Raw genomic sequence first — 13,587 nt, forward strand, 5'->3', positions numbered from 1 at the left:
CTTAATACATGAAGCGACTGCGGAAACGAACACGATCAAATCTTTCAATCGAGGAAAGAGGTACTTCTGATCCGATTTTGACCATTAAGCAATTTGCTGGATGAGCACAGATTTCTTCATCATCAGTTGCGTACCAGATCATATCGACCGTCTGCATTAATTTTTCCATCATTTTACGATAATCCCATACATTTAATCCACTACCTTCTAGATCCCAGTGCCAATAATATTCAGTCGTATAGACGATCATATTGTCTAGCTGCTGCTCGGCGAAAGAAAGCTGAACGAGATCTTTTCCTAAGCCGAGTCCGCGATAGTTATCAGCGACTTCAATAGCTCCGAGCTCCACAAGATCAATCATTTTACCTTTAGACCAGCGTTCGTATTCGTCTGGATAATGAAACGTTACATAGCCGATAATATGCTGATCGATTGAAGCGGCAATAATTCTACCTTCAGGCAAGGAAGCGATTTCAACTAATGCTTCATATTGCTCTAATGGACGTCTGAATGCATCAAGCGTTGTATCCATAGTCATATTACGTAGTTGCTCAGGATCAATAGGACCGGAGATTATAATGTTTTTCTGCAAGGAAGGGATATATTTCTCAATCGATTGAAAACGCTTTCGATGCTCCATTGCAAATCTCCTTTTATATGAAATAATATTATTAATGAATAATTGTATATAATATAACTATATACTAATTATTGCTAGAATGGAATTAGGTAGTGCAAAGTAATATAGTTATGATATAATAATTTCCATGAAAGCGCATACCTATATTTTATATGTTTGAAATTAGGAGAGTGATCCAATGAACGAATTACATCAAGAGCGTATTGCTGCAACGGTAACTAATGGAAACTTACAAAGCTATGAACAAGCACGTGAGAATTTTTCATGGGAACAAATTGAACAACAGCTAAGTTGGTCAACTACAGGTAAAGTTAATATGGCATATGAAGTAATGGATCGTCATGTGGAGAATGGTAAGGGAGATAAAGTTGCGTTAATTTATAGTGATCAACAGCGGGAAGAGAGCTATACCTATGCACAATTAAGCAAGGGAAGTAATCAATTTGCAAATGCACTGCGAAAACTTGGTATTCATAAGGGTGAGCGAGTATTTATATTTATGCCACGCACACCAGAATTATATATGAGTGCACTTGGCATTATTAAGGTCGGAGCTATTGTTGGTCCGTTATTTGAAGCATTTATGGAAACGGCAGTGAAAGATCGTTTAGCGGATAGTGAAGCAGTTGCCATCGTGACGACACCTGCGTTATTATCTCGTATAAAGCGTGATGAACTACCTGCTTTGAAGCATATTATTGTATTTGGTAATGATGTGGTGGAAGGCGACGGTATTTTATCCTATGAAAGATTAATGTCTGAAGCTAGTGATGAACAAAATATAGAATGGGTTGATAGAGAAGATGGTCTAATTCTTCACTATACATCGGGCTCGACAGGTAGACCGAAAGGTATTTATCATGTACATAATGTAATGGTTCAACATCTTTACACAGGTCAAATTGTACTAGATTTGAAAGAGGACGATATATATTGGTGTACTGCTGATCCAGGCTGGGTGACGGGTACTGCATACGGTATTTTTGCTCCTTGGCTCAGCGGTGTCACAAATGTGATTCGAGGTGGACGTTTTAGTCCAAGTGATTGGTACAGCATTATTGAGAAATATAAAGTAACGGTATGGTACAGTGCTCCTACTGCATTCCGGATGCTGATGGGTGCTGGCGATGAAATCGTTAATCGATTCGATCTAAGCAGCTTGCGTCATGTTCTTAGTGTAGGAGAACCACTGAATCCAGAGGTTGTCCGTTGGGGTATGAAAGTTTATGAGCATCGAATTCATGATACATGGTGGATGACAGAAACAGGAGCACAATTAATTTGTAATTATCCTAGTATGGATATTAAACCAGGCTCAATGGGTAAGCCGATCCCAGGTGTGGATGCGACCATTTTGGATGATTACGGTAATGAGCTACCACCTTATCGCATGGGGAATTTAGCGATTGGTACACCATGGCCGTCGATGATGCGCAAAGTGTGGAATAACGATGCGAAGTATGAGGAGTATTTCCGAATTGAAGGATGGTATGTGTCAGGTGACTCTGCATATCGCGATGAGGATGGCTACTTCTGGTTCCAAGGGCGTGTTGATGATGTGATTAACACGGCTGGTGAGCGTGTAGGTCCATTTGAAGTTGAATCTAAGCTTATTGAGCATCCAGCTGTACTAGAAGCCGGAGTCATCGGTAAGCCTGATCCGATTCGCGGAGAAATTATTAAAGCATTTATTGCTTTGCGAGAAGGTTATACAGCATCAGAGGAGTTAAAAGCAGAAATTTCGCAATTCGTTAAAGTTGGATTGTCAGCTCATGCTGCACCACGTGAAATTGAATTTAAGGATAAATTACCGAAGACGAGAAGTGGTAAAATTATGCGCCGTGTGCTGAAAGCATGGGAGCTTAATCTACCTACAGGTGATTTGTCTACGATAGAAGACTAATCACCTGACAGAAAGAAAAGGGACATCGTTCAGTCATTTTAGACTGAGCGATGTCCTTTTTCGTTGGTTACATATTATTGTACGACTAGCTTAATCGATTGAGAAGACTCACCGGTTTGATTTTCAGCTGTGACGACATATGCGCCACCAGGTTGAACACCGCTATGTTCAATACTAGTTCCATTGGAGGAACTAAGTAATTGATAATTCCCATCGTTAGCAGCGCTATAATACAGATGATAAAGCGATACTTGTTCAGATAACGGATTTGGAGCCCAACTAATAATGAGATTGAGACCTGAGTATTCAGCACTCAATCCAGAGGGAGCGGCTGGAAGTGCAATCGTTGTAGAACCGTCTCCATTCCCGCCGTTATTATCTGGGTTCGTTGGATCAGTTGGAAAATCCGTTTCTTGATCAATTTCAGGTGATGGATTCCAGTTGCCTGACGTTACGGTTAAGCTCGGGCTGGATAGCTTTCCGACAACATCGACAGATACGACATAATAGCTCGTGAAGTCCGTAGCATTGGCACCCACTGTCATAGAATAGCTATCTTTGCTGTAAATGATAGAGTCGCCGTATTTCTCGAATTCTCCGTTGTTAACGGAACGGAATACACGATATCCTACGATATCAGCTGCTTTACTGTTCGTGAACGTCAATACGCCGTTGTTCAAGCGAACATTCGGCGGAGCATCAGGTAGAGAGCCATCATCTTCACGAGGGTCTGTAACTGATGGAGCGTCTCGCCCAGCATCAGCAGGAACGTATACGGATAGATCACGACGACTGCTAGCGGCTAGTTTCGCTTGAGCTGCTTTTAGATCGAGCATAAGTTGATCTAAAGGCATTTTACGAACGATAACAAGCTTTTCTGCTAACATATCTTCTGGTGTCAATTTATTGGGAACATAGTTAATACCGTTATATTCAACAACCTTCATATTGACTAATGTATCGTCAACCTTTTTCGGAATGAACGGTTTGTTGAACCAATCCGTAACGACAAGTCCTCCTTGCTTGTTAAGCGCAGATGGGAGCAAACCGCTCGTTGAAGATACCGTCGCTTTTACAAGATTATCAGGTTGAACAAATTTTTTGTTTTCGAATAATTGTGGTTGCTGCTCTGTTAATTGATTCATAATAAGTGCCCAAAGTGAACGAGCCCTTGTACGACCTGCTGTCGTTAATGTATGAGCGGGCTTCTCGTACCCAGCCCATACTCCTAATGTAACGTCTGGTGAGAAACCAACAAACCAAACATCACCATAGCTTTGTGTGGATCCCGTTTTACCACCGAATTGAATATCGCGATAACCTTTCAATTGGCTGGTAAGTGCATGTGCGGTTCCTGAACCGTCAGCAATAACCGTTCTTAGCATATCAGTCATCAAATACGCACTTTGCTCGGAAACGACACGCTTCGGTGTATCCTGATGCTCATAGACAATTTTTCCATCTGCATCTGTAATTTTGGCGATCATGAACGCATCATGGAATACCCCTTTATTAGGAATAGCGCCATACGCATTCGTAAGTTCTTCTACTGTTGTTCCGTTAAGCAGACCGCCAATTACACCAGTTTTTGCGGAGTAATCACTTTCGGAAATCGTAGTAATACCTAATTCTTTAACGAAATCAAGTGCAACAGGTATAGTCAACACTTCATTATAAATTTTTAGTGCTGGAATATTCAATGATCGATTAAGTGCAGTTCGTGCAGTGACTAGTCCAGCAAATCTACGATTAGCGTTCATTGGAATATGGAATCCCTTTTGACCATCTTTCAAAATTAACGGTGCATCATCAATAATACTTGCTGGTTGAATTAATCCTTTATCAATAGCAGGTAAGTAGGCTGCTATTGTTTTCATTATAGAACCAGGTTGACGAATCATTTGAGTGGCGTGATTAAGCTGTTCTTGATAGAAGTCACGACCTTCAATCATTCCTAATATAGCACCTGTTGTATGATCGATTAGAATTGCACCAGCCTGCTCTACACCTTTTTCTGTACTATCAGCAGTAAAGTTGTCAGGGTTGCTACCAATCTCTCGCATAATATCGTATATTTCTTTGTTGATCGTCGTATGAACATGATAGCCACCACGAAGTAGTTCTTCACGGGCATCTTCAATTAAATTAGCATTTTCGGGTAAATTCAAATCTGCAGCTGTTAGCTCTTTATTCTTTTGTAATAGTAATACTTTTGCAGCTTCACGCTCAGCCTCTAACATAAGGAATGGATACGTATTGTAAGCTTTCTCAGTTGGCTCAGCAATCGAAGCTCGAATATCGAATGCAAGTGCTGACTTATATTGTACTTCATCAATTTTCCCGGTTTCAAGCATACGACTTAATACTACGTGTTGACGCTTAATGGCATTGGCAATACCTTTTTCATTATGTTGCCCAGAGCCAGTAAAGGCAGTATACGTTGATGGTAATTGTGGTAAGCCTGCGAGATAAGCAGCTTGAGCAATATTAAGCGTGCTCAAATCTTCAATGCCAAAAATCCCTTTAGCAGCTGCTTGAATACCAAATACTTGATAACCGTTAGAACCATTACCGAAAGGCATTTTATTCAAATAAGCTGTAATAATTTCTTTTTTGCCCAAATATCTTTCCATCCGCAGAGAAAGGAAAATTTCTTTGATTTTTCTACTATCTGTACGATCCAAATTAAGGAATACCCGCCTGGCAAGCTGCTGTGTCAGTGTGCTCCCACCAGTTTGAGTGTCCTCATTAAACAGTTTTTCTTTGACGGCACGACCAAGGCCCCATGCATCTATTCCTGGATGTGTAAAGAAATGACTGTCTTCAGTCGCTACTAATGCATCAATTGCGATTTGAGGGATGTCATCATATGTAATTACGATGCGATCTTCATCTGTCCGTAACTGACCGACAAGTGTTTCATCATTGAAATATACATAACCTGTCATAGAATACTCAGCAACTTTGCTTTGAATATAAGATTGTGATCTTATATCTTCACCCTTCACATTGGCTGCAACATAGCCTGCAACAACACCGCCTGCTAATAAACCGCCAAATATGACGAATAATAGAATCCATTTAATTGTTAAGAAACTAATAAGTAAAAACCAACGCCATTTTCCATAAGGAAGTGGCTGTGATTGTTGTTCCTCATGCATATTTTCACATTCCTCCTCTAGCATAACGGAAATATTATACCATAAATGTGTTAGATAAGTATATTTTTCGCGCAGAAGCTACTGTCGAATGTTGTATTTAATAATATAATAGTTAATCCTCACGATGAATGGATAGACATATTTGTAATAAAAATGAAACCAATATTGGAAAATGATGTATTACTGATTGTAATCATGTAATATAAAGTGGATGGATAGTATAAGTAAAGGAGGAGGGGAATGGAAACCTTATATTGGGGATGTCTCATATTCGGTATTTTGTATACCATTGTTGTCGTTATATTTGGAGATATTCTTGCGGGAGCAGTTGATGCTACGCTGGAATGGATGCAATTTGACAACCTACCATTTATTCAGCCGATCACTCTAGTCGGAGGGTTAGCTATTTTTGGTGGAGCCGGAATCTTACTAGCACATTACACGGATTTGGCAACAGTATTGGTCGTATTAATATCGATAGGCATCGGAATCATTGGTATAGTTTCCTTATACTTTGTATATGTGAAGCCAATGGAACAAGCTGAAATGTCAACAAGCTATTCAATCAACGAATTAGTAGGTAAGGAAGCTCTTGTAACTACTCCTGTTCCAGTAGAAGGATTTGGAGAAGTGATCGTGAAGACGATCGCAGGTATTACGAGTCATATCGCAGCTAGCTATAATAAGCAGTCTATTGCAGGCAACAGTCAAGTCGTCGTTGTAGAAGTCCATGACGGTATTCTGTATGTGGCAGAAATTCATTTGTAATGTTATGTGATGCTTCCAAGTAATTTTATTTCCAAATAGTTAATAAAAATTGGCTCATGCTTCCGATATGACTTTTTTAACAAGTAGAAGTCAATCGAGTAGCTACAAAAAGTTTAGGAGGTAATATTGAATGAACGAAATGTATATAATCCCTGCAATTGTAATTGGAATTATTGTAATTATTGGTATAGCTTTTTGGGCAAGATACAAAACGGTTAGCCCGGATGAAGCGATGTTAATTACTGGATCATTTCTAGGCACGCGTAATACATTGGTTGATGAATCAGGTCGTAAGGTGAAAATTATTCGTGGTGGCGGAGCATTTATTTTACCAATATTTCAACAGGCACAATTTTTATCTCTTTTGTCTCATAAATTAGATATTGCAACACCAGAAGTTTATTCCGCACAAGGCGTACCTGTATTCTCCAATGGTGTAGCTATTATTAAAATTGGCGGCGCTGTGGAAGATATTGCGACGGCTGCGGAACAGTTTCTAGGCAAGCCTACAGAAGCTTTGAAGGCTGAAGCACAAGAAGTATTGGAAGGTCACTTGCGTGCCATTCTTGGGATGATGACGGTTGAAGAGATTTATCGTAATCGTGATAAATTCGCTCAAGAAGTACAAGGTGTTGCTGCACGTGATTTGAAAAAAATGGGTCTAGTAATTGTTTCATTTACAATTAAAGATGTACGCGATAAGCATGGATATTTGGATGCACTTGGTAAGCCAAGAATTGCGGCAGTTAAGCGTGATGCGGAAATAGCAGAAGCAGAAGCAGCACGTGATGCTACGATCCAAAAGGCACTTGCAACGGAAGCAGCGCAAAAAGCAGAGCTTATGAAGGATACAAATATTTCAGAAGCAGAACGTGATAAAGAAATGAAAATTGCTTCCTTTAAGAAAGATCAAGATACAGCGAAAGCGGAAGCGGATCAAGCGTATGCGATTCAAGAAGCGAAAGCGAAGCAGTCTGTAGTGGAAGAACAGATGCGTGTCGAACTCGTTCGCAAGGAACGTGAGATTGATCTTGAAGGCAAAGAAATACTTAGACGTGAGAAACAATACGATGCTGAAGTGAAGAAAAAGGCTGATGCTGATCGTTATGCTGTTGAGCAGGCTGCGGAAGCGAATAAAGTGAAGCAATTGAAAGAAGCAGATGCAATCCAATACCGGATTGAAGCTGAGGCGAGAGCAAATGCTGAACAAGTGCGATTGGAAGGTATTGCAGTTGCTGATGTTGAGCGCGCTCAAGGTACTGCAACAGCTGAAGTTATCCGTCTGAAAGGGTTAGCGGAAGCAGAAGCGAAGGAAAAATTAGCGCTAGCTTTCGAGCAATTTGGCGAAGCGGCTGTATTAGATATTGTACTGAAAATGCTTCCTGAATTGGCAGGGAAAATCGCGGAACCAATTAGTGCAATCGATAAATTATCGGTCGTAGATACAGGAAATGGTGAAGGAGCAGCGCGCTTAAGTAATTATGTTACTTCGTTAATGGCGACAGCACCAGAAATGCTTGAAAATGTAACAGGTGTTAATGTGAATGAGCTTATTCAAAAATTTGTTTCTGGAGACAAGAAGCAACCAGATATTATCGAGCAAGCACTTGCTACAGTCGTTAACAGTGATAATAAAGATAACGGAAGTGACTCAAACGTATAATCGATTGACTAATAACTGAATAAGTACAATAAAAAGGACTGCATCGAAATGCAGTCCTTTTTGATTGTTGACAAAAGGCATATGGAATGTAAGTGTTCCCCATGCCTTTTGTCATATCTAGTTGATCTCGTTGTGAGGAGGGGCTTAGTTATACGATTTCTTAAAGCCGAGTATTGTTAATTTTGAGACGAATTTTTTCTGTATGTTTTAATTGTTGCGATCAACTGATCTAAGGTTCCGCCAGACATTATTTTAGAAGTTTCGTCATCAAATGTTGAAAGGACATATGAGTCGTTGACGATATAATAAGTACCCGATTTAGCGTAAAAATATTTCCCTTCATGACTACCCACGCCATTAACCACGCCAAGAATTAATTTCATACCTGGTTTTAATTCTGGTTCTGAGCCAATTAAACGGGTGTTATGAGCTAATATAATCTCACGATCAACAGCGTCGCCTGAAATAACTTTATCGACGGATAACTTATATTGTACAAATTGTTCTTTTTGATCAGATCCGTTTTTCTTTCTTATAGCTTCCTCTGCTTCACTTGTTACAAGAAGGGTAATTTCATAATTAGGAAGTTGTTCTTCTACTTGAGCAATGATAACGGAGTCCATACCCTCCATCGCCTCTTGAAATGACAAGGGTTTTGATGAAACTAAAGCTGGACTATTATTGTAGGTTGGATATTCATTCCTTAATTCAGTAATTTCCTCGATACTAAGAAAGTCGTTATTTGGTTTGGATGGTATAGAGTAGATGATGGCTACTAGTAAAGCTGCGATAATAATTGTTGATGTTATAAAGAGACTAGCTTTCTTTGAATTAATATTCATTATATCAGCACCTCAGCTTTTAATTATAGAAGTTATTTGTAACCACTTGTATATAATGGTCCAATTAAACATAAAAAAACATACCTAGCAAACTAAATGAGATGCTAAAGAAATTAAAGAGCCTTAAGTCTTCTTCCCTTAATTTCAATTTATATCCTACTTATTATATTTAAGAAACAAAGATGTATGCCAAGCATTCTTTGCATATAGTATCAAAAAGGTATAGAGAGCGAGGTAATTATTGTGCATCCTCAGTACAATTGCTTCAAACCATTTATAGGACCATTTGACCCTTGTCCCCCTGTAACAGTCAAATGCTATAGTACACCCCCCAATTTATTTATGGGATTTCAACCGCCTAATTTACCACAATTTAATCCCTACGATGCTCTAAGATATGGAACATTATGGCCGGCTTTATTTAGCCCCTATGATCCAAAGGGTTGGGAGGGGGCTGATGTATGAATGTTGTAATAGATGATCAGTATTATCAAATTCTTCACAATTTGCAAGCGATAGACTTTGTCTTAGTAGAACTAACCCTTTATCTTGACACCCATCCGGAAGATGTTGATGCCATCCATCAATTTAACCATTATGCGAATGAGCGAAAGAATATCGTTACATTATTCGAATCAAGGTACGGTCCACTGATGCAATTTGGGCATAGCCTCTCACCTGATACATGGGAATGGGCAAATACTCCTTGGCCTTGGCAAGTTTAACCTTCTGAAAGGGGACAATATTAATGTGGGTGTATGAAAAGAAACTACAATATCCTGTCAGAGTCAGCAAATGCGATCCAATGATGGCTAAGTATTTAATGGAGCAATATGGTGGTGCTGATGGTGAATTAGCTGCTGCACTTCGCTACTTAAATCAACGATATACTATACCTACCAAAGTAATTGGTTTGCTTACCGATATTGGAACAGAAGAGTTTGCTCATCTTGAAATGATAGCTACGATGATATACAAATTAACGAAGGATGCAACTCCAGATCAGATGAAAGCTGCTGGTCTGGGTGCCCATTATGCAGCACATGACCATGCGTTATTCTACCAAAATGCATCAGGAGTGCCTTGGACAGCTTCTTATATACAGGCTAAAGGTGATCCAATAGCAGATTTATATGAGGATATAGCTGCTGAGGAAAAAGCTAGAGCGACTTATCAATGGTTAATCGATATGACAGATGATGTTGATTTACAGGACAGCTTGAAATATTTAAGGGAGCGTGAAGTCGTTCACTCTCAGCGTTTTAGGGAGGCTGTTGAAATCGTAAAATCAGATCGTGATCAACAAAAGATATTTTAATGTAGAAACATAATGAAAAAATCCACTCTGATATAATGTCAGAGTGGATTTTTATTGTGGTTGGGGGAAGTCATCTTTGTTCAGAAAGTATGATGAATTGTCGTACATACATTATTAATCTGACAATACTAATTAAAAGAGTCCATCAGTAATCGTTCTTAACAAGTAATAATATTCCTCCACAAGCGTCTACCCACTCAATTTATAGCAGTCCCCAATTAGCCCCAGATTAGCCCCAATTGGGTGTAGTTTAATGCACTATCTTGCGTTTTTGAATAAAAGAAAAAAGCCCAAGAGCCTTGATACTACGGGCTCTTGGGCTTTTAACACTGTTTCCTACGCCGGAAAGTTATTAACGGCTGTAGAACTCAACGATTTGTTGCAAGTCGATTTCTTGAGAAAGCTCAGCACGCTCAGCAAGACGAGTGTATTTACCCTCAACTGCTTGTTCGTTGAACTCAACGTAACCAGGAAGGTGTACACGAGATTCAATAGCTTCCTTAATTGACTTCATGCTGCGGCTACGCTCACGAAGACCAATTACATCACCAACAGAAACTGCATATGATGCGATGTCAACTTTTTTACCGTTTACTGTGATGTGACCGTGAGCAACAAGCTGACGAGCACCAGCACGAGTGTTAGCAAAAGCTAGACGGTAAACAAGGTTATCTAGGCGGCTTTCAAGAAGCACGATGAAGTTATCACCAGCGATACCTTTCATTTTCGTAGCTTTAACATAAAGATTGTGGAATTGCTTTTCGCTCAAACCATACATATGGCGAAGCTTTTGTTTTTCCATAAGTTGTAGACCATAACCACTGATCTTGCGACGAGAGTTAGGGCCGTGTTGGCCTGGAGGGAAAGCTCTTTTCAAGTCTTTACCTGTACCGCTTAGAGAAATTCCAAGGCGACGGCTTAGTTTAAATTTAGGACCAGTATAACGTGACATATGTTTATTAACTCCTTCATCAAATGAAATTATTGAGGATGGGGTTGTGTTTCGCGGATAAGAAGGTTATAAAGTAAGAATTCATTCTTACACTGCCCCGCACATCAGCCGCAGGCTTGACAGTCCTTACATATCCTGAGGGTGACACAAAACCGTACGCCCTTAATACCATCATTAATATTATAAAGTTTTAATGTCAAAAGTCAAGAAATGAAACGAAATAACACAATTATATGTTTTTATGGACTTTAACCTATAAGTGTCTAAAGTCCTAATATGTTAAAGGTTGTTAGTGCAAAATCCTCAAGAATAGAGTATGATATGGAAGAGAAAGCTCATCTCCTTAGGAATTTGAAGGAAAGGGTTGGGTATGTAATGATGGACGGAACTAATGAATTAAATAAACCAACCATTTGGTTCACAGATGAAGATTTCCATGATGCAGATGAACCGTATCTTCCAGAACTATTAACGGAAAGTTATAATTCTTGGTACGCTGATGCTGGGGATATGAAATTATGCCTGTCGGGAATGTTTAGAGTGTATACTAAGACGGGACGTTATATTGGTAATCATTCGGAGTTATCGTTGCCCGTGAGCGTGCTGCAATTAGATACTCAAATGAGTCGTGCAGCAGAATTGTGTTTGAAGCAAGGTCAATTTATTCAATTCAACTATGAGAACATTCAATATAGCGCAATACTCATTAAACGTCGTAGAGATTCTGTTGCTTTTGCAGCATTTGTATATGCAACGAAAGTGGAGCAAGCGATTACCGATATTTCACTTGAAGCATATATGAAGCATTTTCGAACGCATTTTTATCGTGTTTTTGAAAGTGTATTTGTGAAAGAAATTATGATACAGAAAACATTAATCGACAAAGAAGCTAGTCATCGTGAGCGATTATTTCTAATTTCGAAGCGACTGTATGACCAGATAAGTGCTGAAAGCGTCGTTCGTGAGGTGCTGTCTAGTCTTGAGGATCTTTATCAAGATTCCGAAATTTATTTGTATCTTTCGCAAGATTACTTAGAAGGTGATGCTCGTATTCGTCCACTTGAATTTCGCAACTCTGCGAATGATATTGTGACGGAAGCATTTTTGGAAGGCAGATGTTGCATCGACCGAGAGCAAGATGGATATATCAAATTAGCGATTCCAATGAATGGTAAGCAGGCTGCATATGGTGTGCTTTGTATTGAAATCAAAGATTTTCATTGGGATGAATCTGATTTGCCAGCATTTATGTTAATTGCAGATACCGCTGGTTCAGCATTTGAGAATGCAAAGTTATATGAGCAATCTAATTTGCTTATTAATGAATTGAAGATCATTAATGATATGACAAAGCGTTTGAATCAATCATTACGTTCCAAAGAAATATTCCAATTTGCAACATCAGAGTTGATGAAAATATTTGAAGCGGATTACTGCTGTGTATTACAACTTGACCGTAAGAGCGATGTGTTCAAGGTGAAAGCAAGTAACCATGAAGTATTAGTAGGAAAGACCTATTCTGTTGATTATGGATTCACAGGTATTGTGCATCGTACAAGAGAAGCTTTAATCATTTCGGATTATTGGAATATGCAGCCTGCATCCTCAGAATTGATGGATGATACAAGTTCTCGCTCTTTGATTGCAGCACCGATTTTTGTCGAAGGTGAAGTTGAGGGAGTTATTCTTGTTACGCATCAAGGGGCTAATCATTTCTCTTATGATAACTACAAATTACTTCAAGTTATGAGCTCTCATATTGGTTTAGCTGTAACGAATGCGTCATTACATGCGGAAATGCGTAAAATGATCATTACTGACAATTTAACAAATTTACATGCACGTCATTATTTGAATGAACAAATTCAGCGTCGACAACGTTCAGACACACAAGGCTCATTGATACTTGTAGATATAGATTTTTTCAAAAATGTTAATGATACGCATGGTCACCAAGTCGGGGATCGTATTCTTATTCAAGTAAGTGCCATTATTCGTTCATCTATTCGAAATGGCGATATCGCGGCAAGATGGGGTGGGGAAGAGTTAGCAATCTATTTGCCTAATGTTCATGCCTCGCGCGCGATTCAAATTGCCGAGCGTATAAGAATGAGAGTAGAAAATGAAACGGATCCGAAAGTTACTGTATCATGCGGGATTTCAGAGTGGGAAGCAGGTCAAGATAAGATCAGTGTTGAATCACTATTTTATCGTGCGGATATGGCATTGTATGAGTCGAAGAAGAACGGTAGAAACCGGATTAATATTGGATAGCAATGATCATCTTAATTACGTTGAGTTTATGGAGTGGCTGAATGTGAACTGCAATATGCAGTTCAC

The 13,587-nt window shown here is 39.2% G+C and carries 11 protein-coding genes; 7 read left to right on the forward strand and 4 right to left on the reverse strand.

Annotation, left to right across the window (positions count from 1 at the left end):
* Window position 1 precedes the first annotated feature (1 nt).
* Window positions 2-640 carry a GNAT family N-acetyltransferase gene (locus AC1TPB_RS06435; protein WP_482075738.1) on the reverse strand — a complete coding sequence of 213 codons (639 nt, stop codon included), beginning with the start codon at window positions 638-640 and terminating at the stop codon, window positions 2-4.
* Window positions 641-818: 178 nt separating this feature from the next.
* On the opposite strand from AC1TPB_RS06435, the gene acsA reads away from it, so the two are divergent.
* Window positions 819-2,543: an acetate--CoA ligase gene (acsA, locus tag AC1TPB_RS06440; protein WP_482075739.1), complete on the forward strand. Its 1,725-nt coding sequence runs from the start codon at window positions 819-821 to the stop codon at window positions 2,541-2,543.
* A 74-nt stretch (window positions 2,544-2,617) separates the two neighbouring features.
* Here the strand turns inward: acsA and AC1TPB_RS06445 are convergent, their stop codons facing one another.
* Entirely contained in the window at window positions 2,618-5,704 is a 3,087-nt protein-coding gene (locus AC1TPB_RS06445) for a transglycosylase domain-containing protein (protein ID WP_482075740.1), read from the reverse strand.
* A gap of 240 nt (window positions 5,705-5,944) precedes the next feature.
* Here AC1TPB_RS06445 and AC1TPB_RS06450 point away from each other — a divergent pair, with 240 nt between their 5' ends.
* Both AC1TPB_RS06450 and AC1TPB_RS06455 read left to right on the forward strand, forming a co-directional pair.
* Window positions 5,945-6,472: an NfeD family membrane protein gene (locus AC1TPB_RS06450; RefSeq protein ID WP_482075741.1), complete on the forward strand. Its 528-nt coding sequence runs from the start codon at window positions 5,945-5,947 to the stop codon at window positions 6,470-6,472.
* Window positions 6,473-6,602: 130 nt separating this feature from the next.
* Window positions 6,603-8,135 carry a flotillin family protein gene (locus AC1TPB_RS06455; RefSeq protein WP_482075742.1) on the forward strand — a complete coding sequence of 511 codons (1,533 nt, stop codon included), beginning with the start codon at window positions 6,603-6,605 and terminating at the stop codon, window positions 8,133-8,135.
* A 176-nt stretch (window positions 8,136-8,311) separates the two neighbouring features.
* Here AC1TPB_RS06455 and AC1TPB_RS06460 read toward each other — a convergent pair whose 3' ends face one another.
* Window positions 8,312-8,977: a hypothetical protein gene (locus AC1TPB_RS06460; protein WP_482075743.1), complete on the reverse strand. Its 666-nt coding sequence runs from the start codon at window positions 8,975-8,977 to the stop codon at window positions 8,312-8,314.
* A 243-nt stretch (window positions 8,978-9,220) separates the two neighbouring features.
* Here AC1TPB_RS06460 and AC1TPB_RS06465 point away from each other — a divergent pair, with 243 nt between their 5' ends.
* From AC1TPB_RS06465 to AC1TPB_RS06475, 3 genes are read left to right on the forward strand one after another with little or no spacing between them, the layout of a single operon-like run.
* Complete coding sequence (locus AC1TPB_RS06465) at window positions 9,221-9,442, forward strand: spore coat associated protein CotJA (protein ID WP_482061192.1); 222 nt, start codon at window positions 9,221-9,223, stop codon at window positions 9,440-9,442.
* Complete coding sequence (locus AC1TPB_RS06470) at window positions 9,439-9,702, forward strand: spore coat protein CotJB (RefSeq protein ID WP_482061191.1); 264 nt, start codon at window positions 9,439-9,441, stop codon at window positions 9,700-9,702. Before AC1TPB_RS06465 ends, AC1TPB_RS06470 begins: the two co-directional genes overlap by 4 nt.
* A gap of 23 nt (window positions 9,703-9,725) precedes the next feature.
* Window positions 9,726-10,295, forward strand: coding sequence for a manganese catalase family protein (locus AC1TPB_RS06475; protein ID WP_482075744.1), 570 nt, complete (start codon window positions 9,726-9,728; stop codon window positions 10,293-10,295).
* 352 nt (window positions 10,296-10,647) lie between these two features.
* On the opposite strand, the gene rpsD is transcribed toward AC1TPB_RS06475, so the two are convergent.
* Complete coding sequence (gene rpsD / locus AC1TPB_RS06480; protein WP_482075745.1) at window positions 10,648-11,247, reverse strand: 30S ribosomal protein S4; 600 nt, start codon at window positions 11,245-11,247, stop codon at window positions 10,648-10,650.
* A 351-nt stretch (window positions 11,248-11,598) separates the two neighbouring features.
* Between rpsD and AC1TPB_RS06485 the strand changes: the two genes are divergently transcribed.
* On the forward strand, window positions 11,599-13,521 hold the full coding sequence (locus AC1TPB_RS06485; protein ID WP_482075746.1) for a sensor domain-containing diguanylate cyclase: 1,923 nt from the start codon (window positions 11,599-11,601) through the stop codon (window positions 13,519-13,521).
* The last annotated feature ends 66 nt before the right edge of the window (window positions 13,522-13,587 follow it).

Source organism: Paenibacillus sp. Y951 (assembly GCF_056786395.1).

Coding starts and splice junctions, on each gene's coding strand:
- AC1TPB_RS06435 (WP_482075738.1), bottom strand. CDS start 640: ATGGAGCATCGAAAGCGTTTTCAATCGATTGAGAAATATATCCCTTCC.
- acsA (WP_482075739.1), top strand. CDS start 819: ATGAACGAATTACATCAAGAGCGTATTGCTGCAACGGTAACTAATGGA.
- AC1TPB_RS06445 (WP_482075740.1), bottom strand. CDS start 5,704: ATGCATGAGGAACAACAATCACAGCCACTTCCTTATGGAAAATGGCGT.
- AC1TPB_RS06450 (WP_482075741.1), top strand. CDS start 5,945: ATGGAAACCTTATATTGGGGATGTCTCATATTCGGTATTTTGTATACC.
- AC1TPB_RS06455 (WP_482075742.1), top strand. CDS start 6,603: ATGAACGAAATGTATATAATCCCTGCAATTGTAATTGGAATTATTGTA.
- AC1TPB_RS06460 (WP_482075743.1), bottom strand. CDS start 8,977: ATGAATATTAATTCAAAGAAAGCTAGTCTCTTTATAACATCAACAATT.
- AC1TPB_RS06470 (WP_482061191.1), top strand. CDS start 9,439: ATGAATGTTGTAATAGATGATCAGTATTATCAAATTCTTCACAATTTG.
- AC1TPB_RS06475 (WP_482075744.1), top strand. CDS start 9,726: ATGTGGGTGTATGAAAAGAAACTACAATATCCTGTCAGAGTCAGCAAA.
- rpsD (WP_482075745.1), bottom strand. CDS start 11,247: ATGTCACGTTATACTGGTCCTAAATTTAAACTAAGCCGTCGCCTTGGA.